The organism is Streptomyces sp. NPDC001787 (assembly GCF_040297465.1).
Classification (GTDB): domain Bacteria; phylum Actinomycetota; class Actinomycetes; order Streptomycetales; family Streptomycetaceae; genus Streptomyces.
In genome coordinates this window covers 103,454-128,678 of sequence record NZ_JBEOZE010000020.1, presented here as the reverse complement: position 1 = coordinate 128,678, position 25,225 = coordinate 103,454, and the positions used below count along the sequence as shown (strand labels likewise).

Sequence of the window (25,225 nt, the reverse complement as noted above, 5' to 3'; positions counted from 1 at the left end):
CGAACTGCCGAAGGGGCCCGGTCCGCACGATGCGGACCGGGCCCCTTCGGCCGTCTGCACGCCGTCAGGAGCAGGTCTTGCCGTCCGCCGGGACCTTCCCCTCCAGGAAGTACCTGTCCACGACGGAGGTCACGCACTCGCTCTCGCCGTACGCGCCGTGCCCCTCGCCCTTGTTGGTGATCATGATGCCGACGCCGGCACCCAGCTCGTCGGCCATCTTCCGCGCACCCTCGTACGGCGTCGCCGGGTCACCCGTCGTGCCGATCACCAGGACCGGACCCGCGCCCGGGGCACTCGCCTCCGGGGTCTCGTGCTCACCCTCGACCGGCCACGAGGCGCACCAGCCGGCGGTGTCCCAGGCGAGGAACGGGCCGAAGACGGGGGACAGTTCGCTGAACTCGGGCAGCAGTGCCCGAGCCTCGTCCGCCGTGGGCCGTGCCTTGGAGTCGGCACAGGAGATGGCCCGCTGCGAATGGTTCTGGGTGTCGTAGTGCCCGTTCTCGTCACGGCCGTTGTACGAGTCGGCCAGCTGGAGCAGCCCGTTGCCCGTACGGCCGTTCTCGGCCTCGTCGAGCGCCTCCGTCAGATTCGGCCAGCTGCTGCGGGAGTAGAGCGGGGTCACGATGCCGGTGATGGCGAGCGACTCGTTGAGCATGCGGCCCGTGCTGGTCGGCAGCGGGTTCTTGTCGATCCGCTCCAGCAGCCGGGCGATGCGCTCGGTGCCAGCCTTCGGGTCCTGGCCCCGGTCCTTCAGATAGTTCTCCAGGGCCCGCTGGAAGCCCGTCGCCTGGTTGCGGGCATGTCCGACCCCGTCGGCCGTCGGGTCGACGACCGCGTCCAGCACGGTGCGTCCCACCTGCTGGGGGAAGAGGTGCGCGTACGTCCCGCCGAGCTCCGTGCCGTACGACATGCCGAAGTAGGAGAGCTTCTTGTCGCCGAGCACCTGCCGGATCACGTCCAGGTCGCGGGCGGCGTTCGTCGTCCCCACATGGGGCAGCACCTTGGCGGAGCGGCGCTCGCAGCCCGCGCCGAAGTCCGCGCCGTCCTTGATGAACGCCGCTTCCTCCGCCGCCGTGTCCGGGGTCATGTCGACGCTCCGGTAGGCCTGTTCCTGCTCCTTGTCGGTGCGGCAGTTCACCCCGGCGCTGGCCGCGACCCCGCGCGGGTCGAAACTCACCAGGTCGTAGCGGGAGTTGAGGTTGTCGTACGCACCCGCGGCGCGCGGGAGTATGTCGACGCCGGAACCGCCGGGGCCGCCGAAGTTGAAGAGCATCGAGCCGAGCCGCCGGCTCTCGTTCCGGGCCTGCTTGCGGATCAGCGCGATGCCGATCGTCTCACCGGCCGGCTGTGCGTAGTCCAGCGGTACGTCCACCGTCGCGCACCGCCAGCCGGAGCCGGGGGCGGTGCCTCCCGCGGGTGCCTTGCAGCGCTTCCAGTCCGGGCGCTGGGAGGTGAGGGAGGCGGGCAGCGGGGGCGACTTGGGCGTCTGCGCCGGGGGAGCGGCGGCGGTGGCGGACGGTGATCCGGGCCGTTCGGACGGCTTGGCGGAACCGGCCGGCTCCGGGCTCGCGGAGCAGCCGGCGAGGGCTCCCGCCGCCAGCAGGGCCGCCCCGGTCAGGGCCACCGCCCGATGAGTCCGTCCATGTACGCGCATGTGCTGGAATCCCTCCCCGAGGCCCGAAGGCGTGGGGGACGCGCCGGGCGGAACAGATGTGCGGCCATGCTAATCGCCCCGTCGGCACGGCGGTTCGGGCCTCAGCCGCACACCGTCCCCGCCGCCGGGACCCTGCCGTTCAGCAGGTATCCGTCGACCGCCCTCTGCACGCAGACGTCACCGCTGTTGTAGGCGCCGTGCCCCTCGCCCTCGTACGTCATCTGGATGCCGACGCCCTTGCCCAGTTCCTCGGCCATCGCCTTCGCCCCCTTGTACGGGGTCGCCGGGTCGCCGGTGTTGCCGATGACCAGGACGGGCCGCGCGCCCGGGGCGCTGACGTCCGGGGTGTCCCAGACGCCCGCGACCGGCCAGCCCGTGCAGCCCAGCAGCCCCCAGCCCAGATAGTCGCCGAACACGGGGGAGACCTTGCGGTATTCGGGGAGCGCGGCCTTCGTCTGCTCCAGGGAGAACCGCTGCTTGGAGTCCGCGCAGCTGATGGCGATGTTGGCGGCGCCCGAGTTGTCGTAATGGCCTTCCTGGGAGCGGCCGTTGTACGAGTCGGCCAGCGCGAGGAGCAGCGCGCCGTCACCGCCGTCCGCCTCGTCGAGGCCCTGTTCGAGCAGGGGCCAGGTCTCCTGGGAGTAGAGGGCGGAGGCGATGGCGGTGGTGGCCTGGGTCTGGGTCAGCTGCCGGTCGCCGAGGCCGTCGGCCGGCTCCTTCTCCAACTGGCCGAGCAGATCGGCGATCCACTGCTCGACCTCCTTGCCGGTGGAACCGGGGAGCGCGCAGTCGTCGCGGCCGGCGCAGTCCGCCGTGAAGCTGTCGAAGGCGAGCTGGAAGCCCTTGGCCTGGGCGAGGGAGGACTGCGCGGAGTCCTGGGTGGGGTCGACCACCGCGTCCAGGACCGCCCGGCCGACGCGGTCGGGGAAAAGATGGGCGTAGACGCCGCCCAGCTCGGTGCCGTAGGAGATGCCGAAGTAGTACAGCCTGTCGTCGCCGAGCACCTGGCGCATCAGATCCATGTCACGGGCGGCGTTCGTCGTACCGACGAAGGGGAGTTCGGCGCCCGAGTTCTTCTCGCAGTCCTCGATGTACGCCTTCTGGTCGTCGAGCAGCGCCTTCTCCTCGGCGGCGTCGTCGGGGGTGGCGTCCTTCTGGTTGCTGGCGTCGAGCGTCGCGTTGTCCGCGCATTCGACGCCCTCGCTGCGGCCGACCCCGCGCGGGTCGAAGCTCACCAGGTCGTAGCGGGTGCGGAGCTTCTCGTACTCGGTGCCGAAGGAGGGGAGCGTGGCGACGCCGGAGGCGCCGGGGCCGCCGAAGTTGAACAGAAGGGAGCCGATCCGTCGCTCCTGGTTCCTGGCCCTGCCCCGGACCAGCGCCAGCTCCAGCGTCTCGCCGTCGGGCTTCGCGTAGTCGCGCGGCGCGTCCATGAACGCGCACTCCCACAGGGCGCCGCCGGGCAGCGGGGAGGGCGAGCCACCGCCGCCCTGAGCCTCGTTCGGGGGCGGGCAGGGCTGCCAGTCGAGCTGCTGGGACGACAGCTTCTCCGCCGTCGAGGACGGTGAGGCGGTCGATGCCGTCGAGGGCCCGGACCGGTCCGTACCGCCGCTGTCGTCGCTGTCCGAGCAGGCGGCCAGGGGCAGCAGCACGGTGGCGGTGGCAGCGAGGGCGGCGGCACGCAGGGCGGGGGAAGTCCTCATGAGCCCATCGTGCGGCGGGGCACGGGGGAGCGCGCGGGGCGCGGTCCATGCGGGTGGTGCGGGCCGGTCGTGCTCCGGCGGGTGGTGTGCGGGGCGCGGGCCGGTCGTGCTCCGGCGGGTGGTGCGCGGGTGGTGCGCTGAGGATGGCGTGGGCGCGGATGGCACGGGCCGGTCGTGCTCCGGCGCGTGGTGCGGGCCGACGGGTGGCGCGCGGGCCGCGCGGGGCGGGGTGTGTCTAGAGCTCGCCCTTGCGGGTCAGCTGGTTGAAGCAGATCCAGCCGGGCAGCACCGGCAGCCACAGCGTCATCACGCGGTACAGCAGCACCGCGGGCGCCGCGACCTCCTTCGGCAGGCCGACCGCGATCAGGCCCAGCGTCAGCGCACCCTCGACCGCGCCCATGCCTCCCGGGGTGGGCGCCGCCGACCCCAGGGCGTTTCCGGCGAGGAAGACCACCGCGATGCTCGCGTAACTGAGCTGGGGCACGTCGGGGCCGCTGAAGGCCCGGATCGAAGCGTCCAGGCAGAGCACGAACAGGCCGGTCAGCAGCAGCATGCCGCCGATGCCGGTGAGCAGCTTCTGCGGGCGCTGCACGACATCCAGCATGCGCGGGACGACTCCGGCGAACAGCGACCGCACCCGCGTCACCACGAACTTCCGCAGGAACGGGATCGCGGTCACCACCAGCACCAGCACCGCGACGGTGAGCAGTCCGGCGATGACCGTACGGGACGGCGTGAGCGAGTCCGGGGTCTTCTCTGTACCGGTCAGATAGCCGAACAGCGCCAGCAGCAGGATGTGGCAGCCGAGGCCGAACAACTGGGAGGCGCCGACACTCGCGACGGCCAGTCCGGGACGCACCCCGGACCGTTGCAGGAAGCGGGTGTTCAGTGCCACACCGCCGACCGCCGCCGGAGCGACGATCTTCACGAACGAGCCGGCCACCTGCGCCAGCACGGTCTTGCCGAACGGCACCCGTTCCGGCACGAAGCCCAGCAGGCTCATCGCCGCCGCGACATAGCTGAGGGCCGAGAAGCCCAGAGCGGCCGCCACCCAGCCCCACTCCGCCTCCTCGACGACCGTGCCGAAGTCGGCCTGGGTGACCTGGGAGATCAGGAAGTACGCGGCGATGGAACCGGCGATGAAGCTGAGGAGCGTACGGGGCTTGATGCGTTCGAGGCGGACCGGTTCGACCGGTGCCTGCGGCCGGATCAGCAGCACCTCACGGCGGATCTGGGTGAGCAGATCCTCCTCTCGGGCCTCCTCCAGCGCATCGTCGATGGCCCGCTTCTCGGCCTGCTTCTCGTTGCGCAGCGACTTGCGGTCCGCCTTGCGCTCACCGCCGGACGCCGCCGCCCCGCCGTCCGCCGCGGCGGCCGGGGCGTCGCCCGTACGCAGCTGCCTGGCCGCGTGGGAGGCCTCCAGCACCGCGTCGCGCTCGCGCTGCGAACGCTCCCGGGCGATCCTGCGCAGCGCCGCCCGGGTGGAGCGGCTCAGGGCGATCGGCTGGAGCAGGGGCAGCGAGTCGGCGACGGCGTCCGGCCCGAGCACGGCGAGTGCCCCGGCGACGGACCGCTCGGCGCCCACCCGCAGCCCGAGGGTGGTGAGCAGCTGGGCGACGTCCATGCGCAGGACGAGGTCCCCGGCCGCGATCTCACCGCCGCGCAGATCGGTGACGAACGCCTTGCCGTGACGGTCCACCAGGATCGCGTCGCCGGTGAGCCTGCGGTGGGCGATCCGGCGGGACTGGAGGGCCTCCACCTGACGCCAGGCGCTGCGCACCAGGTCGTCGGTGATCTCCTCGTCCTCCATCGCGTCCAGGGAACGGCCGCCGATGTGCTCGTACACGAGCATCACCGCGTCGGGCCCCAGCTCGGAGGTGGCGATCAGCTTGGGCGCGTTGGCCCCGGCGGCGATCGCCGCGTAGGCGAGCAGCGCCTCCTGCTCCAGGGCCTGACGCAGCGACTGGATGGACCGGCGCTGGGTGATGCCGCGCAGTGTGAGCCTGCGCCACACCCGGTAGAAGAATCCCTGGGCCTGCTGCTCACGGTCGACGACCGTCACATCGAGCGGCGGCCCGTCCTCCAGGGTGACCAGATAGCGCCGCCCCCGGTCGTTCTGGTCGGCGTTGTCGGGGGTGTCCTCGGCGCGCATCGCGGCGACCGGCCGGAAGCCGACGTGGCGCAGACCCGCCATCAGGTGCTGCCCGGTCGGCCGCACATTGGGCGAGCCGACCGCGTACAGCGTGCCGTACGCGACGGTCCAGCCGATCAGCACGGTGAGGATGATCGAGAACGGGGTGGTGTAGCCGCCGACCAGCATCGCGAACGCGTCCAGGAGCAGCACCACCCACAGCACGACCCGCCAGCGCGGCCGTCTCGCCATTCCGACCGCGGTCATATAGGCGATGACGGGGGCGAGGTAGCCGTGCACGGGATCGGTGAGGCCGTCGCCCGGCTGTGGCTGGGTCAGCGCGTCCTGGATGGTGCCGGGGGCCGAACCGGAGACCCAGAGGTCGGTGGCGAGGGTGACGCCGTGGGCGAGCACGGCGGCGAGCACCCCGTCCGCGATGCGCAGGCCGTCACGTTTGACCAGGCGTTCGATGGCGAAGGCGACCGGGACGAGCAGCACGGCGATGCTGGACACCAGCCCGGCGATCTTGATCAGCAGATCGGGGGCCTGCTCCGTGCCCTTGGAGATGTCGTCCTCAAGGCCGGTGGTGGTGCCCTGGGCGAAGGCGGAGACGGTGAACAGGACGACGATCGCGAGGATCCCGACGAGGAGCCGCAGGAGGTCGGAGGGGCGGTGCACCCGGGCGGGCAGCAGCGGCTCGTCGCCGGAGACCCGGTCGGTCAGCTCCGTCCCGGCGCCGGCGAGGGTCGAACCGGCGAGGTGCTCCCGCTCCGGCCCGCGCGCGGGGTCGGATGCCGGTGACGGTGCCGCAGTCGCGTCCGGGGCGGTGTCACGGGGAGTTTCCCCGGTGGTTCCCGGGGCGTCGGGGCGCGGCTCGGCATCAGAGGCGTCCGCCGCCTTCGGTGGCTGCACGCCCTGCTCCTTCGTCGCCTCTGAATGATCTTCGTGTTCTCGTATCACCGGTCACCGCCCGCATGATGGTGGCACGGCACGCAGACAGAGGGGGGCATCAGGGTGCATCGCACAGGTGTGAGATGCGCAAGATACGCCCCTTTGTGCCTGCTCGCACGCTCCGTGTCCGGCCGGACACGGATCCGGCGGCACTGTCGGTGGCGTACGGCAGGATGGAGCGGATGAGCCAGAACCGGATGAGCGAAGACGGGGCGGGCGAGGACGGGACGGCCGGGGACCGGGAGGGCGGGCGCGCCTCCGGCGCCGCACCGGCCGGTGCCGAGCTGCCGGAGTACGCGGAGCGGGTCCTCGACGTCGCCGACCTGATCCCGCCCGGCCGCGTCATGACGTACGGCGATATCGCGGAGTGGCTGGGTGACGGCGGCCCGCGGCAGGTCGGCCGGGTCATGGCGCTGTACGGCTCCGCGGTGCCGTGGTGGCGTGTGGTGCGGGCCGACGGGGCGCTGCTCCCCGGCCACGAGCTGCGGGCGCTGGACCACTACCGCGAGGAGGGGACCCCGCTCCGCGAGGCGTCGCGAGGCGCCGCCGGGCATGTGCCGCGCCTCGACATGGGACACGCGCGATGGGACGGCGTGACCGGTGCGGCCGGCGTCACCGGTACGGGCGACGTCACCGGCAGGGGCGACGAGGCCCGCGGTGCGGGCAGGGGCGAAGAAGCTCACACCTGACAGCTTCCGCCATCCGGCCCCCTCAGCGGCGGTGCCGGGCCCGTACGGGAAACGCGTCGCCGTCACGGAGCCGGCCGGTCCCGTGGACCCGGACGGCTCCACCGGCCGTTCGGACACGGCCCGTCCGATACGTGACGAGAGACGCAGCGGACTCGCTGCCTCCCGCGCCACCGCTGGCGTAGCGTCGTCAACGCGCGGCACGCTCCGCCCCTCTCCTCACCAGTACACCCACCAGGACCGGCGACCCACGTGAGCTCCTCCTTCTCCACCCGGCACAGTCCGCACCGTGAACCACGGCAGCGGACCCCGGGCGCGTACCGACTGGTGCGTACCCCGCCGGGCTCCGTGGCTCCCCCCCTCCTGGACGCGAGTCAACGCGCGGTGGTTGACCACCGGGGCGGCCCGCTGCTGGTCCTCGCCGGACCGGGGACGGGCAAGACCACCACGCTCGTCGAGGCGGTGGCGGCGCGGGTGACCGCGGGCGCCGACCCGGCCCGCATCCTGGTCCTCACCTTCAGCCGCAAGGCGGCCGTGGAACTGCGCGACCGGATGGCGGCCCGGCTCGGCGCCGCCCGGGGCCCGCAGGCCACCACGTTCCACTCGTACTGCTACGCCCTGGTACGGGCCCATCAGGACGCCGATCTCTTCGCCGATCCGCTGCGTCTGCTGTCCGGCCCGGAACAGGACGTCACCGTCCGCGAGCTGCTGGCCGGTCAGCTCGACCTGGAGAAGGCGGGCCTCGCCCACGTCCGCTGGCCGGACGAGCTGCGGGCCTGTCTGACCACCCGCGGGTTCGCCGACGAGGTGCGCGCGGTGCTGGCCCGCAGCCGCGAGCTGGGCCTCGGCCCGGACGCGCTGGCCGCCTTCGCGCGCCGTACCGGCCGCCCGGACTGGAGCGCGGCGGCGCAGTTCCTCGCGGAGTACCTGGACGTGCTCGACGCCCAGGGCGTCCTGGACTACGCGGAGCTGGTGCACCGCGCGGTGCTGCTCGCCGAGCGCCCCGAGGTGTCGGCGCTGCTGGCGGGGCAATACGACGCGGTGTTCGTCGACGAGTACCAGGACACGGACCCGGCGCAGGTACGGCTGCTGCACGCGCTGGCCGGCAACCGGGGCCGCGGTCCCGGCCGGGGCGGCGGCCGGACCCTGGTCGCCTTCGGCGATCCGGACCAGTCGATCTACACCTTCCGGGGCGCCGATGTGAACGGCATCCTCGACTTCCCCGAAGCCTTCCGGCGCGCGGACGGGGAGCCCGCCCCCGTCGGCGTCCTCACCACGTCGCGGCGCTCGGGTGCCGGACTCCTCGCCGCGACCCGGCTGCTCACCCGCCGGATGCCGCTGACCCGGCTCCCGTCGGGGAAGGTGCGCGCCCACCGTGAGCTCGCCGCCGTCCGCGAGGGCGGACGCGTCGAGACGTACACCTACCCGACCGCGTCCACGGAGCTCGACAACATCGCGGACCTGCTGCGCCGCGCGCACCTGGAGGACGGGGTGCCGTGGCACGAGATGGCCGTGCTGGTACGGGCCGGAGGCCGCTCGATCCCCGCCGTCCGCCGCGCCCTCACCTCCGCCGGGGTGCCCCTGGAGGTGGACGGCGACGACGTGGCGCTGCGCCATGAACCCGCGCTCGCCCCGCTCCTGACCGCGCTGCGCGCCGTGGCCACGGCCGCGCTCCAGAGCCCGGCCGAGGACGGGGGCACGGAGGCGGAGGAGACCGGTGGCCGGGAGGCCGGTGGCGGGGATGCCGGTGGCGACGCCGCGACCGACGCCGACACCGCGACCGACACCCACACCGGCACGGGCACCGGCACCCACGTGGCTCCCGGCCTGGGTGACGCGCGGGCCGTCGGTGCCGCCGCCCCCCGGGGACGGGCGCCCTGGCTGGACACCGAGACGGCCCTCACCCTCCTCACCTCCCCCCTCGGCTCCATGGACGCCGCCGATCTGCGCCGGCTCGGCCGGGCCCTGCGCGACGAGGAACGGGCCGCCGGGAACCGGGTGCCCGCGCCCTCCGGGGAACTGCTCGCCCGCGCACTCGCCGAGCCCGAACGCCTCGTCACGCACGACCCCGCGTACGCCCGCGGAGCCCAGCGCCTCGGCGCGCTCCTGCGCAAGGCCCGGGAGCTCCTCGAAGGCGGCGGCACCGCGGAGGAGGCCCTGTGGACCCTGTGGAACGGCACCCCCTGGCCGGGCAGGCTGGAGCGGGCCGCGCTGCGCGGCGGCGCGGCCGGCCGCAACGCCGACCGTGACCTCGATGCCGTCTGCGGCCTCTTCGACACCGCGGCGCGCGCCGAGGAGCGCACCGGCGGACGGGGGGCGCTCAACTTCCTGGAGGAGGTCGACGCCCAGGACATCGCCGCGGACACCCTGTCGGGGCGTACGGTGCGCCCCGACGCCGTACGCCTGATGACCGCGCACCGCTCCAAGGGCCTGGAATGGCGGCTGGTCGTCATCGCCGGGGTGCAGGAGGGGCTCTGGCCCGACCTGCGCCGCCGGGGTTCCCTGCTGGAGGCGGACCGGATCGGCCGCGACGGCCTCGCCGAACCCCTCACGCCCGGTGCCCTTCTCGCCGAGGAACGCCGCCTCTTCTACGTCGCGGCGACCCGTGCCCGCGAGCGCCTCGTCGTCACCGCCGTCAAGGCGCCCGCCGACGACGGCGACCAGCCGTCCCGCTTCCTCACCGAGCTGGGGGTCGAGCCCCGCGATGTCACCGGCCGGCCCCGCCGCCCTCTCGCCGTCGCCGCGCTCGTCGCCGAACTCCGCGCCACGACGGTCGACCCCGATGCCTCCGAGGCCCTGCGCGACGCCGCCGCCCACCGGCTCGCGCGGCTCGCCGCGCTCACGGACGACGAGGGCCAGCCGCTCGTCCCCGCGGCCCATCCGTACCGGTGGTGGGGCCTGTACGAGCCGACCCGCTCCGCCGTCCCGCTGCGCGACCGCGACCAGCCCGTCGCGCTCTCCGGCAGCGCGCTCGACCAGCTCGCCAACACCTGTTCCCTCCAGTGGTTCCTGGGGCGCGAGGTGAAGGCGGACGCCCCGGCGACCGCCGCGCAGGGCTTCGGCAACGTCGTCCACGTACTCGCGGACGAAGTGGCCTCCGGCCGTACCCCCGCCGACCTGGACGTCCTCATGGAACGCCTCGACTCCGTCTGGAACGGGCTGGTCTTCGACGCGCCGTGGAAGTCCGAGCAGGAGAAGGGCCAGGCCCGCGCCGCCCTCGAACGCTTCCTGCGCTGGCACGTCCTGGACCGGGCCGGCCGCACCCCCGCGGCCAGCGAACACGGCTTCGACGTGACGCTCGAAGCGGGTGAGTACGCGGTCCGCATCCGGGGCTCCATGGACCTGGTCGAGCAGGATGCCGAGGGCCGGGCGTACGTCGTCGACTTCAAGACCGGCAAACAGTCACCCACGAAGGACGAGGTGGCCGCCCACCCCCAGCTGGCCGTGTATCAGCTGGCCGTCCGGGAAGGCGCCCTCGACGATGTCTTCGACGGGCGGCGGCCGGACTCCGGCGGCGCCGAACTCGTCCAGCTGCGCCAGCCCGCCCCCAAGAAGGAGGGCGGCGACGCCCAGCCCAAGGTCCAGGCCCAGGAACCGCTGTCGGGCGAGTGGGTCTCCGACCTGCTGGCGACGGCCGCGGGCCGGGTCCTGGACGAACGGTTCACGCCCACGACCGGCACGCACTGCGCCCACTGCGCCTTCCGGGCCTCGTGCGGCGCGCAGCCGGAGGGCCGCCAGGTCGTGGAGTAGTCGCGGAGCAGGGAGCAGGGAGCAGGGGGCAGGGGAGCGGGGGCGCAGGGGAGCAGCGGGATCAGCGGGAGCAGGGGATCGGGCGCGCGGGAGGACCCGCAGGTCGTCAGTTGTGTCCGGACGTTGTCAGTGTGTCCGGTTACGGTTCTGGGGTGTCCTCACGTCTCACCGATCCCGAGCAGCTCAAGGAGCTGCTGGGGATTCCCTTCACCCCGGAGCAGATGGCCTGCGTCACGGCGCCGCCCGCCCCGCAGGTGATCGTGGCCGGAGCAGGGTCGGGGAAGACCACGGTGATGGCGGCCCGCGTGGTCTGGCTGGTCGGGACCGGGCAGGTCGCCCCCGAGCACGTCCTCGGCCTGACCTTCACCAACAAGGCGGCGGGCGAGCTGTCCGAACGGGTCCGCAAGGCCCTGGTCGCCGCCGGGGTCACCGACCCGGAGACCATCGACCCCGACCATCCGCCGGGCGAGCCCAGCATCTCCACGTATCACGCCTTCGCCGGCCGTCTCCTGACCGAACACGGTCTGCGCATCGGGCTCGAACCCACCACCCGCCTCCTGGCCGACGCCACCCGCTACCAGCTCGCCGCCCGGGTGCTGCGCGAGGCCCCCGGCCCGTATCCGGCGCTGACCAGGTCGTTCCCCACCCTGGTCAGCGACCTGCTGGCCCTCGATGCCGAGCTGGCCGAACACCTCGTACGCCCCGAGGAGCTCGCGCACTACGACACCGGCCTCCTCCGTACGCTGGAGACGGCCAGGCTCACCAACGCCGAGCTGCGCAAGATCCCCGAGACGGCCGAGGCCCGCCGCGAGCTCCTCGGACTGACCGAGCGGTACCGCACCGCCAAGCGAGGCCGCGACCTCCTCGACTTCGGCGACCAGATCGCCCTCTCCGCCGAGCTGGCCCTCACCCGGCCCGAGACCGGCGCCCTCCTCCGCGAGGAGTTCCGGGTCGTCCTGCTCGACGAGTACCAGGACACCTCCGTCGCCCAGCGCCTGCTGCTCTCCGCGCTCTTCGGCAACGGCCCCGAAGGGGCGACCGGCCACGCGGTGACGGCGGTCGGCGACCCCTGCCAGGCGATCTACGGCTGGCGAGGCGCCTCCGTCGCCAACCTCGACGACTTCCCCCTCCACTTCCCGCACCGCGACGGCACCCCCGCCACCCGATACAGCCTCAGCGAGAACCGCCGCAGCGGCGGCCGTCTCCTGCACCTCGCCAACGGCCTCGCCGACCCGCTGCGGGCCATGCACGAAGGCGTCGAGGCACTGCGCCCCGCCCCCGGGGCCGAGCGCGACGGCACGGTGCGCTGCGCCCTGCTGCCCACCCACACCGAAGAGATCGACTGGCTCGCCGACTCGCTCGCCCATCTCGTCAGGACGGGCACACCACCCGGCGAGATCGCCGTCCTGTGCCGCACCGCCGGGGACTTCCCGCAGATCCAGGCCGCGCTCGTCGCCCGCGACATCCCGGTCGAGGTCGTCGGCCTCTCCGGACTCCTGCACCTGCCGGAGGTCGCGGACCTCGTCGCCGTCTGCGAAGTCCTCCAGGACCCGGGGGCCAACGCCGCCCTGGTCCGGCTGCTCACCGGACCGCGCTGGCGGATCGGGCCCCGTGACCTCGCGCTGCTCGGCCGTCGGGCCCGCCTGCTCGTCCACCACGCCGCCCACGCCGACGACGAGGACTTCGACCCCGACCGCCGCCTCGCGGAGGCCGTCGAAGGCGTCGACCCGGCCGAGGTGATCTCGCTCGCCGACGCCCTGGACACCTTCCTGGTCACGGGCGACGGCCAGGACGACGGACTGCCGTTCTCCGCGGAGGCCCGCGTCCGCTTCGCCCACCTCGCCCGGGAGCTGCGCGATCTGCGGCGTTCGCTGGCGGATCCCCTCATGGACGTACTGCACCGGGTCCTCGCCGCCACGGGCCTCGAAGTCGAGCTCTCCGCCTCCCCGCAGGCCCTCGCCGCCCGCCGCCGCGAGACCCTCGCCAACTTCCTCGACACGGCGGCGGGCTTCGCGGCCCTCGACGGCGAGGCCACCCTGCTGGCCTTCCTCGGCTTCCTGCGCACCGCCGCGCAGTACGAGAAGGGCCTGGACAACGCCCTGCCCGGCGGTGAGAACACCGTCAAGGTCCTCACCGCCCACAAGTCCAAGGGCCTGGAGTGGGATGTCGTCGCCGTGCCCGGACTGGTCACCGGACAGTTCCCCAGCACCCAGTCGCGGGACGCCTGGACCTCGCAGTCCAAGGTCCTGCCGCACGCCCTGCGCGGAGACGCGGCCACCCTTCCGGAGATTCCCTCCTTCGACGCCAAGGGCCTCAAGGCGTTCAAGGAGGAGATGAAGGAGCACCAGCACACCGAGGAGCTCCGCCTCGGCTATGTCACCTTCACCCGCCCCCGCAAACTGCTTCTCGGCTCCGGCCACTGGTGGGGGCCGACCCAGAAGAGGACGCGCGGCCCGTCCGCCTTCCTCCACGCCCTGTACGAGCACTGCGCCGCCGGATACGGCGAGATCGAGGCCTGGGCGGACGAACCGGCCGACGACGAGGAGAACCCGGCGCTGGCGGAGCGGGACACCGATCAGGCCTGGCCGCTCCCGCTGGACGGCGTCGCGCTGGCCCGCCGCCGCGCCGCCCGGGACACGGTGCTGGCCCACCTGGAGTCCCTGACCGCTGCCGGCGGCTCCGTACCCCCGGCCGACGACATCCCCTCCGAGCCGTCCTTCGACGACCCGTTCCCGGACCCGTACGACGACCCGTTCGCAGGGGAGAACGCGGCTGTGGACGCGGACGTGGACGTGGACGTGGACGTGGACTGGGACGTGGACCTGGACTGGGACGACCTTCCGGCCGAGCGCCCTCAAGCCCCGCACGTCCCCGCCGCGCGCCACGGTGACGACGGGGACCCGGTCCGCCCGGCCACGCTCACCCCGGAGGAGTCGCGAACCCTCGCCTCCTGGGACCGGGACCTGGACGCCCTGGCGGGCGAACTGCGCCGCGCCCGCGCCACCGTGCGCGATGTCCTCGTACCGGCGTCGCTCTCCGCCACCCAGCTGCTGCGCCTGGCCGAGGACCCCGACGCCTTCGCCCAGGAGCTGGCCCGGCCGATGCCGCGCCCGCCGCAGCCCGCGGCCCGCCGCGGCACCCGCTTCCACGCCTGGGTCGAGTCCCGGTTCGAGGAGCTGCCGCTGCCCATGCTCGGCCCGGACGAACTGCCCGGCGGTGACGGGCGCGACACGGAGATCGCCGACGAACGGGACCTCGCCGCGCTCAAGGAGGCGTTCGGTCGCACGGAGTACGCCCGCCGCACCCCGTACCGAGTGGAGACCCCGTTCCAGATCACGCTGGCGGGCCGGGTGATCCGGGGCCGTATCGACGCGGTCTACCGCACGGATGACACGTACGAGATCGTCGACTGGAAGACCGGCCGCCACCGCACGGCCGACCCGCTCCAGCTCGCCGTCTACCGCCTCGCCTGGGCGGAGCTGCACGGTCTGCCGCTCGACTCGGTCACCGCGACGTTCCTCTACGTACGCAGCGGGGAGAAGGTCCGCCCCACCGGGCTGCCGGGCCGGGCCGAGCTGGAGCGGCTCCTCCTGGACGAGCCACCCCCGCAGGGCCGATAGGCTCAACAGCATGAGCGACACCCCGGACAGCGCCGTCCGTACGTACATCGAGCAGCACCGCACAGCCTTCCTCGACGACCTCGCCGCGTGGCTGCGCATCCCGTCCGTATCCGCGCAGCCGGAGCACGACGGGGACGTACGGCGCAGCGCCGAGTGGCTGGCCGCCACGTTCAAGGAGACCGGCTTCCCGGTCGCCGAGATCTGGGAGACCCCCGGCGCCCCGGCGGTCTTCGCCGAATGGCCCTCCGACGACCCGGACGCGCCGACCGTCCTCGTCTACGGCCATCACGATGTGCAGCCCGCGGCCCGCGAGGACGGCTGGGACACCGACCCGTTCGAGCCGGTGATCCGCGACGGCCGGATGTACGGGCGCGGCGCGGCCGACGACAAGGGCCAGGTGTTCTTCCACACCCTGGGTGTCCGGGCCCACCTCGCCGTCACCGGCCGGACCAGCCCCGCCGTCCACCTCAAGTTCCTGATCGAGGGCGAGGAGGAGTCGGGGTCGCCGCACTTCCGCGCCCTGGCCGAACAGCGGGCCGCCCGCCTCGCCGCCGACGCGGTGATCGTCTCCGACACCGGCATGTGGGACGAGACGACCCCGACCGTCTGCACCGGGATGCGCGGCCTGGCCGAGTGCGAGATCGAGCTGCACGGCCCCGCGCAGGACATCCACTCCGGTTCGTTCGGCGGTGCCGTCCCCAACCCGGCGACCGCCGTCGCCCGCCTCGTGGCGGCCCTCCACGACGATCAGGGACGCGTCGCCGTCCCCGGCTTCTACGACGGTGTGGCGGAGCTCACCGACACCGAGCGGGCCCTCTTCGCCGAGCTGCCGTTCGACGAGGCCACCTGGCTGCGCACGGCAGGGTCGCGGGCCGCGCACGGCGAGGCCGGCTACTCCACCCTGGAGCGCGTCTGGGCCCGCCCCACCGCCGAGGTCAACGGCATCGGCGGCGGCTACCAGGGCGCGGGCAGCAAGACGATCATCCCTTCCTCGGCCATGGTGAAGATCAGCTTCCGGCTGGTCGCGGGCCAGGAGCCGGAGCACGTCCAGCAGGCGGTGCGGGCCTGGGCGGAGGCGCGGATCCCGGAGGGCGTCCGGCACCGCATCACGTTCTCGCCCGCGACCCGTCCCTGTCTGACCCCGCTGGACCACCCGGCCCTCCAGGCCGTGGCCCGCGCGATGGGCAAGGCCTTCGACAAGAAGATCCTCTTCACCCGTGAAGGAGGCTCGGGCCCGGCCGCGGACCTCCAGGACGTCCTCGGCGCTCCCGTCCTCTTCCTCGGCATCTCCGTGCCGTCCGACGGCTGGCACGCCCCCAACGAGAAGGTCGAACTGGATCTTCTGCTCAAGGGTGTGGAGACGACCGCCCATCTGTGGGACGAGCTGAGGGGCTCGCTGCCCGCGGCACTCCGCTGAATCCTCTGAACACCCGATCCATCCCGGGGGAGTAGGAAGCACCTGTGAGCACCTTCGACAACGCCACCGCAGACCGCCCGATCGGTCTCACCGCGCCCAGCGGCATCGACCGCGCGGCACATCACCGCCTCGACGAGGCCTGGCTGTCCGTCGCCTGGAGCCACCCGACGACGAGGGTCTTCGTCGTCTCGGGCGGGCAGGTGCTGATCGACGACACCGCCGACGGCGGCACCGAGATCGTCATGACTCCGGCCTTCGAGGCCCCGGTCACCGAGACCCACCGCTACTTCCTCGGCACCGACGAGGACGGCGTCAGCTACTTCGCGCTGCAGAAGGACTCCCTGCCCGGCCGCATGGACCAGTCGGCGCGCCCGGCGGGTCTGCGCGAGGCGGGACTGCTCCTCGGCCCCCGCGACGCGGGCCTGATGGTGCACGCGGTCGCCCTGGAGAACTGGCAGCGTCTGCACCGCTTCTGCTCCCGCTGCGGAGAGCGCACCGTGATCGCGGCGGCCGGGCACATCCGCCGCTGCCAGGCCTGCGGCGCGGAGCACTACCCGCGTACCGACCCGGCCGTGATCATGCTGGTCACGGACGACCAGGACCGTGCCCTGCTCGGCCGCCAGGTGCACTGGCCGGAGGGCCGCTTCTCGACGCTCGCCGGTTTTGTGGAGCCGGGGGAGTCGATCGAGCAGTCCGTGGCGCGCGAGGTGTACGAGGAGGCGGGCGTCACGGTCGGCGAGGTCGAGTACATCGCCAGCCAGCCCTGGCCCTTCCCGTCCAGCCTGATGCTCGGTTTCATGGCGCGGGCGACCTCGTCGGAGATCAATGTGGACGGCGAGGAGATCGAGGAGGCCCGCTGGTTCTCCCGCGAGGACCTCACGGCCGCCTTCGAGTCGGGCGAGATCCTGCCCCCGTTCGGCATCTCGATCGCGGCCCGCCTGATCGAGCTCTGGTACGGCAAGCCGCTGCCCAGGCCGGGAGCCGCGACCCGGAAGGACTGAGCCGGGCCGGGCCGGTTCTCTCCCGGCCGACGCGGCGGAGCACGCCCCGCCCGGAACCCGACCGCCCCCCGGCACACGTCTGCCCCCTACGGCGGGGCCGAAGGGGGCAGACCGGTGGAGCCGGCGAGGGCGCCGACGCCGGAGCGTCAGGCGGCCAGGGCCTGCTTCACCTGGGCCAGCGAGGGGTTCGTCATGACCGACTCGGTGCCGGAGGGCGCGACGACGAGAAGCGTCGGAACCGTCTGGTTTCCGCCATTCGCCTTCTCGACGAAGGCCGCCGACTCCGGGTCCTGCTCGATGTTGACCTCGGTGTACGCGATTCCTTCGCGGTCCATCTGGCCCTTCAGCCGGCGGCAGTAGCCGCACCACGTGGTGCTGTACATCGTCACAGTGCCCGGCATGTCGCTGGTGCTCCTCTGTCTCGTCCGGCTCGCCGCACAAGCCGGCGGCCGAAAAAATATGTGGTTCCCGCACGATCTGAACGCACGGGACCCGCCCACCATTCCCGCGACGGCGGGCCGGCAGCCCGGGGACCAGTACGACAGAAACACCACCCCTGTGGACAACTTCCGCGCCCGCCCCGTGCGACCTGGCAGCATGGCGGGGTGACAGCAGCAACGCACTCCACCCTCTTCCCCCAGGTTCCCGAGTCGCCGGACGCGGTGCTCGACGGGCTCGACCCCGAGCAGCGCGAGGTGGCCCTGGCCCTGCACGGACCCGTGTGTGTGCTGGCCGGAGCCGGTACGGGCAAGACGCGGGCGATCACGCACCGCATCGCGTACGGGGTGCGGGCCGGGATCCTCCAGCCGACGACCGTGCTCGCCGTCACGTTCACCAACCGGGCCGCGGGGGAGATGCGGGGCCGCCTCCGGCAGCTCGGCGCCACGGGGGTGCAGGCCCGGACCTTCCACTCCGCGGCGCTGCGCCAGCTCCAGTACTTCTGGCCGAAAGTAGTCGGTGGCGAGCTGCCCCGGCTGCTGGAACGCAAGGTGCAGCTGGTCGCCGAGGCGGCGGCCCGCTGCCAGATCCGGCTCGACCGCAATGAGCTGCGGGACGTCACGAGCGAGATCGAGTGGGCCAAGGTCACCCAGACCGTGCCCGCCGACTACCCGGCTGCGGTCGCCAAGACCCAGCGGGACGCCCCGCGCGACCCGGCGGAGCTCTCCCAGATCTACGCGATGTACGAGCAGCTGAAGCGCGACCGCTCGGTGATCGACTTCGAGGACGTGCTCCTCCTCACCGTCGGCATCCTCCAGGACCGGCACGACATCGCCGACCATGTGCGCGGTCAGTACCAGCACTTCGTGGTCGACGAATACCAGGACGTCAGCCCGCTCCAGCAGCGTCTGCTCGACCTGTGGGTCGGCGACCGGGACAATCTGTGTGTCGTGGGCGACGCCAGCCAGACGATCTACTCCTTCACCGGAGCCACCCCCGATCATCTGCTGAATTTCCGCACCCGCCATCCCCACGCGACGCTGGTCAAGCTGGTGCGCGACTACCGCTCCACCCCGCAGGTCGTCCACTTGGCCAACGGCCTGCTCAGCCACGCCCGCGGCAAGGCGGCCGAGCACCGGCTCGAACTGGTCTCGCAGCGCGACAAGGGCCCCGAACCCTCCTACACGGAGTACGCGGACGAACCCACCGAGGCCGAGGGAACCGCCCGCCGTATCCGCGACCTGATCGCCGCGGGCGTCCCGGCCGGTGAGATCGCCGTGCTCTACCGGGTCAACTCCCAGTCCGAGGTCTATGAGCAGGCGCTCGCGGACGCGGGTGTGCCCTACCAGCTGCGCGGAGCGGAGCGGTTCTTCGAGCGCGCGGAGGTACGGGAGGCGGGCATGGCGCTGCGGGGCGCGGCGCGCGCCGGGGGCAACGACTCGCTGCTCGACCCGGCGGAGGGCCTGCCCTCCCAGGTGCGTGCGGTGCTTTCCACCAAGGGCTGGACCAGCAGGCCGCCTGCCGGCTCCGGAGCGGTGCGGGACAAGTGGGAGTCCCTGGCCGCGCTGGTACGGCTCGCCGAGGACTTCGAGGCGGCCAGGCCCGGGGCGACCCTCTCCGACCTGGTCATGGAGCTCGACGAACGGGCCGCGGCCCAGCACGCCCCCACGGTCCAGGGCGTCACCCTCGCCTCACTGCACTCGGCGAAGGGCCTGGAATGGGACGCCGTGTTCCTGGTCGGCCTCACCGAGGGCATGATGCCGATCGCGTACGCCAAGACCGACGAGCAGGTCGAGGAGGAGCGGCGCCTGCTGTACGTCGGGGTCACCCGGGCCCGCTTCCACCTCTCGCTGTCCTGGGCGGTCTCCCGTTCGCCCGGCGGTCGCGCGAGCCGTCGTCCGAGCCGCTTCCTCAACGGGCTGCGGCCCGGCTCCGCGACGCCCGGCGTCCGGGGCGGCGGTGCGGGGGGCGCGGGCGGCATCGACCGCGGCTCCGGTACGGCCGGCGGCGGTCGGGCGCCGGTGGTCCGGCGGAAGCACCGGGGCCCGGTGCGCTGCCGGGTCTGCGGCAGGACGCTGACCGAGGCCGGTGAGATGAAGCTGATGCGCTGCGAGGACTGCCCGTCCGACATGGACGAGGCGCTGTACGAGCGCCTGCACGGCTGGCGCGCGGGCCAGGCGAAGGAACTGGGGCAGCCCGCCTACTGCGTGTTCACCGACAAGACCCTGATGGCGATCGCCGAGGCGGTCCCGGGCAGCGAGGGCGAGCTGGTCGTCATCGCCGGAGTCGGCAACCGGAAGCTGATCCGCTTCGGGGCCGATGTGCTGGCCATCTGCGCAGGTGAAGCGGTGGATGAGGAGGGCGTGAAGGGGGACGGGGAGCAGTGAGGAAAACTCATCGAGAAAATAGTTTGCGCCTGCCCCAGTCATCACCATAGGTTCTTAACCACGGGAACAGCGTCTTCTCTGAAGCCCTGATTCCGTGCTGTACTTATCCGAATACGCAGGACCGGCTCCGGCCGGTCCCCCGAGACGCCGAGAGGAGGCGATTCCTGTGATCAGCATCACCAACACCATCAAAATGACCGATCGCTCGGTCGTCTCCGCCTACTCGCTCGGCCTCGCCTGCTCTTCGGAATTCTCGCTGCGTGGCACCGGTCTGTCCGGCTTCTCCCTTTCCGCCGTCAGCCCGCTGTCCCCGGCAAGCCTCCCCGTGACGCGGGAGCGCAATGAGCGACCGTTCCAGGCACCGGCGGCAGCAGTAGCGAAGGCGACACAGGCTCAGGCCTATGCCTTTGCGGCAGTCGGTGCCGGAGCCGAGCAGAAGACGAAGCAGCACCACACGATGTGGGCCTTCCGTGGGCCTGAACCCTGGAGTGATCCAGCCTGATCCTGCATCAGGCCGGCGCCTTCAGGGCCGCGGAACCCCACTCGGGATCCGCGGCCCTTTTGTTTTGTCCGAACGGATGAGACGCGACGAAGGAGCCTCGGGACAAGCAGTACCTGGTACCAGCCGCCAACCGGCCAACAGGCCGGCACGACCAGACGAGGACACCACCCACCGTGCAACTCGAAGCGCACGCCCCGTCCGTACCGCCTTCCGACACGATCTCCCCGCCCGGCCTCACGGAGGACTCCACCTTGACCACGCTCGCCCCGCTCACCTCGCTCACCGCGCTCGACGACGCCATCGAGAACCTCGGTGTGCCCGTCCCCTGCCGTTCCTACGACCCGGAGGTCTTCTTCGCCGAGTCGCCGGCCGATGTCGAGTACGCCAAGACCCTCTGCCGGACCTGCCCGCTCGTCGAGGCCTGCCTCGCCGGTGCCAAGGAGCGGCGCGAGCCGTGGGGCGTCTGGGGTGGCGAGCTCTTCGTGCAGGGCGTCGTCGTCGCCCGCAAGCGGCCGCGTGGTCGTCCGCGCAAGAACCCGGTCGCAGCGTGACCGCCGGCCTGGGGGTCAAGGCCCCCACACGAGTGAAGCGCCTCGGAACCATCGACCGTCCCCAGACCCATGACCCCCGGAATCAGGCACCAATGATCACCCCCACGAAGGAGCCCGTCGGCTCCGCCACCCCCGACGTCACCATCATCGGCGCGAACGACTCGCGTCAGAACAGGACCCGCGAGATGCAACTCATCCCAGAAGCCATGGCTCGTGCGCATATGCACGACCGCCTGAGGGAAGCCGAGGCCGGCCGTCAGGTCGTGCGCCTGGTGACCGCCAGGCGGATGCAGCGCCGTGCGGAGCGCGCCTCGATGCGCGCCCGCCGTGCGCTGGCCATGGCTGTCATGCACTGACGGTGGGTACCCCTCCGGCCTGACGGCCGGGAACGGGGCACCCACCGGAACCACCCGGCTGCCCGGCAACCGCTCTGCCCGGTGAGCAGCCACCACCCCCACCGCGGGGCCGTCCGAACGGGACGGCCCCGCGGTGCGTTGTGCCGCGGGGCGTCGGGCCCGGCGCTATCGTCACGAGGTGGACGAGGAAACGCATCCCCCGGAACAGCCGGAACAGCCGGAACAGCCCGAACCGCCGGAGCAGCGCGAACCACCGGGACCGCCCGAACCGCCGGACGCCGAACCCGTGGTGTGTGCCCGCTGCGGTGCCGCCGCCGAGGGCGGGAGCGCTCCGGCGACCTGGATCTGCTCCGTGGAGAACGGCGTCCGCCATTACTTCTGTGACGACTGCGCCCGTGAGCACATCAGGTCCATCGAAGGCCGCCTCGACTCCGACTGGTGGTGACCCGGCCCCTCGACAGCCCGGCTCACCCCGCCCCCGCGAGCCCATGAGCCGGTGGACTCGTGAGCCCGCGACCCTGTGGCCCCACCTCCCCGCCTCCCGCCGGCTACGCCTCCACGACCGCGTCCCGCGGCTCGGCCGCCTCCTCGTTCTCCTCTTCGTACTCCGCGAGGAAACCCGGCAGCCAGGATTCGAGCTCGTCCCGCAGCCGGACCGTCGCCCCCAACTGGCACAGCACGCCGATCGTGCTCAGTGTCACCCGGTGTATCAGCAGATAGGACGGCGGAAGATTCAGCTGCTTCCCCAACTGGTGCGCGGGGGAGCGCGGGTCGGCGATCCGGGCGGCCTGTGTGCGCAGCCAGGTGCGGGTGAAGGTGAACTCCTCCCTCTGCGCCGGTTCGATGATGGGGAGCAGATAGTCGAGCACCGCGTCCGGTGCGAGGCTGATCGAGTCCTTGACGAAACCCTCTTCCCGCAGCCGTTCGTACACCGCCTCGGCATCGCCCTCCAGCGTCAGCCGCAGGGAATCGCCGATGGTCTGCGGCAGCCCGCCCGGCAGCCGGTCCACCGTCCCGAAGTCCAGCACCCCCAGCCGCCACTGCCCGCAGTCGCCTTCCCCGGCCCTTGGGGGCAGCAGCCGGAAGTTGCCCGGATGGGGGTCGGCGTGGAGCAGGCCGGTGCGTGCCGGGCCGGAGAACAGGAAGCGGGCCAGCAGCTGGCCCGCGCGGTCCCGCTGCTCCGCCGTCCCCTCCGCGATCACCTCGGACAGCGGGATTCCCTCGATCCACTCCGTCACCAGCACCTGGTCCGACTGGTGCACCACACCCGGGATCACCACATCGGGATCGTCCTCGAACTCCGAGGCGTGTTCCTGCTGCGCCCGCGCCTCCAGTTCGTAGTCCAGCTCCTCCGACACCCGGTCGCGCAGCTCCTTGATGAGGGGCTTGATGTCCATTCCGGGAATCAGCGGGCCGAGCAGCCGGGCGAAGCGGCTGAGCTGCGCGAGGTCCGAGAGAAGAGCCTCACCCGCACCCGGATACTGCACCTTCACGGCGACCGCCCGGCCGTCGTGCCACACCGCGCGGTGCACCTGTCCGATCGAAGCCGCGGCCGACGGCTTGTCGTCGAACTCGGCGAACAGCTCCCGCCAGTCCTCGCCGAGCCGTTCCGCGAGCACCCCGTGGACGGTGCGGGTCGGCATCGGCGGTGCCGCTTCCTGAAGCTTGGTGAGCGCGGCCCGGTAGGGTCCGGCGACCTCTTCGGGCAGGGCCGACTCGAAGACCGAGAGGGCCTGGCCGAGCTTCATGGCCCCGCCCTTCAGCTCGCCCAGGGTCTTGAACAGTTGATCCGCGGTGCGCTGCTGTACCTCGCGGGCGACGAGCTCGGCGGACTTGCCGCCGATCCGCTTGCCCAGGCCCCAGGTGGCACGGCCGGCGAAGCCGAGCGGGAGAGCGGCCAGTTTGGCGGTACGAGTGACCGCCTTCCGGGGAAGATCAGACATGTGCCCCTCCAGTTCCCAGACTGCCGTGCCGCTTGAGCCTTCGGTGTCACTCCGTCGACGGCGGTCACCCGGCCATTGTGTCGCGAGCCGGCCCGGCCTCGGAGGTCAGTTCCCCCTCAGTCTGCCCGGCCGCACCACAGAGACAGTCGTGATGCGGTCCGATCCGCTCCGAGCGCCAGTCCAACAGCGGCAGCGCGGCCTCCCAGCGGGCGCCCGTGCTCGCGGGCAGTTCGCCGTCCAGGAAGGACAGCGCGTGCGCCGCGGCCAGACCGGCCACCGCCGTCGCCAGCCCCAGGTCGCAGGCAGGCACCGCGCCCCGTCGGCCGGACCGCCACTGCGTCAGCATCCTCGGCCACTGCGGGTCCTGGTCCGCCCGATGCCGCGCCAGACAGCCGGCGCAGCCCGTTCCCCCCGGCAGGACGAGCGGCCCGACCACTCCGGTCGCCTCGATCACCCCCGCGTACAGATGCGGAGTGCCCGAAGAGATCCAGGGTCCGGCGCCGTCCGGGTCCGGTGCGTACACCGCGAGGCCGTCCCTGGGGGCGACGACGATCAGCGACAGGCCGGGCGGGCCGCTGTCCGGCGGCCGGTCCGCCTCCGCCGTGCGGGAGGAACCGGCGACCGCCGAGCGGCGGACCAGCTGACGGGCGGCGGTGTCCCGCCGCTCCCCGACCGCCGCCGCCGGAAGGCCGCCCGGCGCGACGTCCCACGGCTCGGTGCGGCCACCGTCCAGCACGTCCACCCGGCCCACCCCCGAGCCGGACAGCACCGCGGCGATCGTGGCACCGACCCGGCCCGCGCCCCGCACCTGGACCCGCATGGCCCGCCGGGCCGCGAGCCGCCGAAGCCCGCTGCCCGGCTCCGGATGGACCACGGAGAGCGAGGCCACGTCCGGGCGCTGCCGCTCCATGGCATCGGCGCGCAGCCGCAGGGCGTCCGCCTCCGGGCCGCCTGCCCGCGGATCGTCCAGTAACCCCGCCTCCGCCAACCTCCGCACGAGAAGGTCCACATGACGGTCAGACAGGTCCAGAGCGCGGGCCTCTTCGCGCAGCAGCGGCAGACCGCGTGTGCCGTCGAGCAGTTCCAGAAAACTGCCGGTGGCGATATCCATCGGCCCCAGCGTCACCGCGTGCGCGGGCGTCACACCGAATTGCACGGTGTTCCGTCCACGCCATGCCCGGCGCAGCGCGGGCTTCAGCATCGGATGCATGACTTCTCCCCCGGTCGATCCGCAGTTCCGTAGATCCGTTGTCAGAATGCAGGCCGGAGGCGAGGCGCGGGAAAAGTTGTCCACAGGCGTGGGGCATTAGTCGTTCAAATGGTGCATGCCGAGCAGCGGATCGGCGCCGAACCGTCCCGGAGGCGGGACTTCCCCCACTGACAGCGGGTAACGTCATGGCGTGCCCGCCGACCCGTCACCCGGTTCCGCCGGGGAGACTCCCGTGCGCAGCGCCGGAACCCCTCAGCGCAGCGCGGCCGCCCACCGGTCCCGTGCCCCGGCGACGAGCGCCGTCGAGGTCCGCAGGAGCTCCCGGCGCAGGAGAACGGTCTCCGCCTACCGGGAGGGCGACCGCACGATCGTGCTGATCCCCGCCCGGATGTCGGAGGCGGAGGAGCAGCGCTGGGTGAGCGTGATGCTGGACAAGCTCGCGGCCCAGGAGAGCAAACGCGTCTTCGGGGACAGCGAGCTGGCGGAGCGCGCCGAGCGGCTGTCGGCCCAGTATTTCGACGGCCGGGCACGTCCGGTGTCGGTGCGCTGGGTGACCAACCAGAACACCCGGTGGGGTTCCTGCACCCCGGCCGAGGGCAGCATCAGACTGTCGCACCGGCTGCAGGGCATGCCGGAGTACGTCGTCGACTACGTGCTGGTCCATGAGCTGGCCCATCTGCTGGTTCCCGGGCACGGCCCGCGGTTCTGGCGCCTTCTGGAGACGTATCCGCGTACCGAACGGGCCCGCGGCTATCTGGAAGGTGTCGTGGCCGCCGATCAGCTTCCGCACCTGCCCGCCGCGCGTGAGGAGTGAGACCGCGTAGGTGAAAGGTGACGTTCGGTGATTCTGTACCGGGTGTGTACCGACTTAGCTCGATGTCGGGGTTTGCGGTTAGCCTGACGCGACGCATTCACCTTCGGGATGGGG

The 25,225-nt window shown here is 72.6% G+C and carries 18 protein-coding genes; 12 read left to right on the top strand and 6 right to left on the bottom strand.

The window, feature by feature from the left end; translation table 11 throughout:
* Window positions 1–64: 64 nt before the first annotated feature.
* The 3 genes from ABT170_RS25675 to ABT170_RS25665 form a co-directional block, all read right to left on the bottom strand.
* Window positions 65–1,654, bottom strand: coding sequence for an alpha/beta hydrolase (locus ABT170_RS25675; protein WP_351871093.1), 1,590 nt, complete (start codon window positions 1,652–1,654; stop codon window positions 65–67).
* 101 nt (window positions 1,655–1,755) lie between these two features.
* Complete coding sequence (locus ABT170_RS25670; protein WP_351871090.1) at window positions 1,756–3,354, bottom strand: alpha/beta hydrolase; 1,599 nt, start codon at window positions 3,352–3,354, stop codon at window positions 1,756–1,758.
* Window positions 3,355–3,589: 235 nt separating this feature from the next.
* Window positions 3,590–6,397: a lysylphosphatidylglycerol synthase domain-containing protein gene (locus ABT170_RS25665; RefSeq protein WP_329946201.1), complete on the bottom strand. Its 2,808-nt coding sequence runs from the start codon at window positions 6,395–6,397 to the stop codon at window positions 3,590–3,592.
* A gap of 221 nt (window positions 6,398–6,618) precedes the next feature.
* Here ABT170_RS25665 and ABT170_RS25660 point away from each other — a divergent pair, with 221 nt between their 5' ends.
* The 5 genes from ABT170_RS25660 to nudC all read left to right on the top strand — a co-directional run bounded on the left by ABT170_RS25660 (window position 6,619) and on the right by nudC (window position 16,910).
* Entirely contained in the window at window positions 6,619–7,125 is a 507-nt protein-coding gene (locus ABT170_RS25660) for an MGMT family protein (RefSeq protein ID WP_329946200.1), read from the top strand.
* Window positions 7,126–7,374: 249 nt separating this feature from the next.
* Window positions 7,375–10,872 carry an ATP-dependent helicase gene (locus tag ABT170_RS25655; protein ID WP_351871085.1) on the top strand — a complete coding sequence of 1,166 codons (3,498 nt, stop codon included), beginning with the start codon at window positions 7,375–7,377 and terminating at the stop codon, window positions 10,870–10,872.
* 152 nt (window positions 10,873–11,024) lie between these two features.
* Window positions 11,025–14,492 (top strand): ATP-dependent helicase, encoded by a 3,468-nt coding sequence (locus tag ABT170_RS25650; RefSeq protein WP_351871082.1) that lies wholly within the window; start codon window positions 11,025–11,027, stop codon window positions 14,490–14,492.
* Between the two features lie 10 nt (window positions 14,493–14,502).
* The gene (locus ABT170_RS25645) at window positions 14,503–15,909 is read left to right on the top strand and encodes a dipeptidase (RefSeq protein WP_329946197.1); all 1,407 of its coding nucleotides are present in this window, start codon (window positions 14,503–14,505) and stop codon (window positions 15,907–15,909) included.
* Window positions 15,910–15,953: 44 nt separating this feature from the next.
* Window positions 15,954–16,910, top strand: coding sequence for an NAD(+) diphosphatase (gene nudC / locus ABT170_RS25640; RefSeq protein WP_329946196.1), 957 nt, complete (start codon window positions 15,954–15,956; stop codon window positions 16,908–16,910).
* Between the two features lie 146 nt (window positions 16,911–17,056).
* On the opposite strand, the gene ABT170_RS25635 is transcribed toward nudC, so the two are convergent.
* The gene (locus ABT170_RS25635) at window positions 17,057–17,311 is read right to left on the bottom strand and encodes a mycoredoxin (RefSeq protein WP_329946195.1); all 255 of its coding nucleotides are present in this window, start codon (window positions 17,309–17,311) and stop codon (window positions 17,057–17,059) included.
* Here ABT170_RS25635 and ABT170_RS25630 point away from each other — a divergent pair.
* The 6 genes from ABT170_RS25630 to ABT170_RS25605 all read left to right on the top strand — a co-directional run bounded on the left by ABT170_RS25630 (window position 17,310) and on the right by ABT170_RS25605 (window position 21,589).
* Window positions 17,310–17,519 carry a hypothetical protein gene (locus ABT170_RS25630; protein ID WP_351871077.1) on the top strand — a complete coding sequence of 70 codons (210 nt, stop codon included), beginning with the start codon at window positions 17,310–17,312 and terminating at the stop codon, window positions 17,517–17,519. The genes ABT170_RS25635 and ABT170_RS25630 overlap by 2 nt on opposite strands.
* Window positions 17,516–19,735 carry an ATP-dependent DNA helicase UvrD2 gene (locus ABT170_RS25625; RefSeq protein ID WP_329946193.1) on the top strand — a complete coding sequence of 740 codons (2,220 nt, stop codon included), beginning with the start codon at window positions 17,516–17,518 and terminating at the stop codon, window positions 19,733–19,735. The genes ABT170_RS25630 and ABT170_RS25625 overlap by 4 nt, the downstream gene beginning before the upstream one ends.
* Before the next feature lie 166 nt (window positions 19,736–19,901).
* A complete protein-coding gene (locus ABT170_RS25620) occupies window positions 19,902–20,237 on the top strand; it encodes a hypothetical protein (protein WP_329946192.1) in 336 nt (111 codons plus the stop codon).
* A gap of 173 nt (window positions 20,238–20,410) precedes the next feature.
* Window positions 20,411–20,788, top strand: a complete 378-nt coding sequence (locus tag ABT170_RS25615) for a WhiB family transcriptional regulator (RefSeq protein ID WP_266923609.1) — start codon at window positions 20,411–20,413, stop codon at window positions 20,786–20,788.
* Window positions 20,785–21,144 (top strand): putative WhiB-interacting protein, encoded by a 360-nt coding sequence (locus ABT170_RS25610; RefSeq protein ID WP_329946191.1) that lies wholly within the window; start codon window positions 20,785–20,787, stop codon window positions 21,142–21,144. Before ABT170_RS25615 ends, ABT170_RS25610 begins: the two co-directional genes overlap by 4 nt.
* 178 nt (window positions 21,145–21,322) lie before the next feature.
* Window positions 21,323–21,589: a hypothetical protein gene (locus tag ABT170_RS25605; RefSeq protein ID WP_351871169.1), complete on the top strand. Its 267-nt coding sequence runs from the start codon at window positions 21,323–21,325 to the stop codon at window positions 21,587–21,589.
* A gap of 103 nt (window positions 21,590–21,692) precedes the next feature.
* Here ABT170_RS25605 and ABT170_RS25600 read toward each other — a convergent pair whose 3' ends face one another.
* Together ABT170_RS25600 and ABT170_RS25595 are read right to left on the bottom strand one after the other, a co-directional pair.
* Window positions 21,693–23,087 (bottom strand): ABC1 kinase family protein, encoded by a 1,395-nt coding sequence (locus tag ABT170_RS25600; protein WP_351871072.1) that lies wholly within the window; start codon window positions 23,085–23,087, stop codon window positions 21,693–21,695.
* Window positions 23,088–23,151: 64 nt separating this feature from the next.
* On the bottom strand, window positions 23,152–24,297 hold the full coding sequence (locus ABT170_RS25595) for a ThiF family adenylyltransferase (protein ID WP_351871069.1): 1,146 nt from the start codon (window positions 24,295–24,297) through the stop codon (window positions 23,152–23,154).
* Between the two features lie 190 nt (window positions 24,298–24,487).
* Between ABT170_RS25595 and ABT170_RS25590 the strand changes: the two genes are divergently transcribed.
* Window positions 24,488–25,111 (top strand): M48 metallopeptidase family protein, encoded by a 624-nt coding sequence (locus tag ABT170_RS25590; RefSeq protein ID WP_266923616.1) that lies wholly within the window; start codon window positions 24,488–24,490, stop codon window positions 25,109–25,111.
* Window positions 25,112–25,225: the final 114 nt, after the last annotated feature.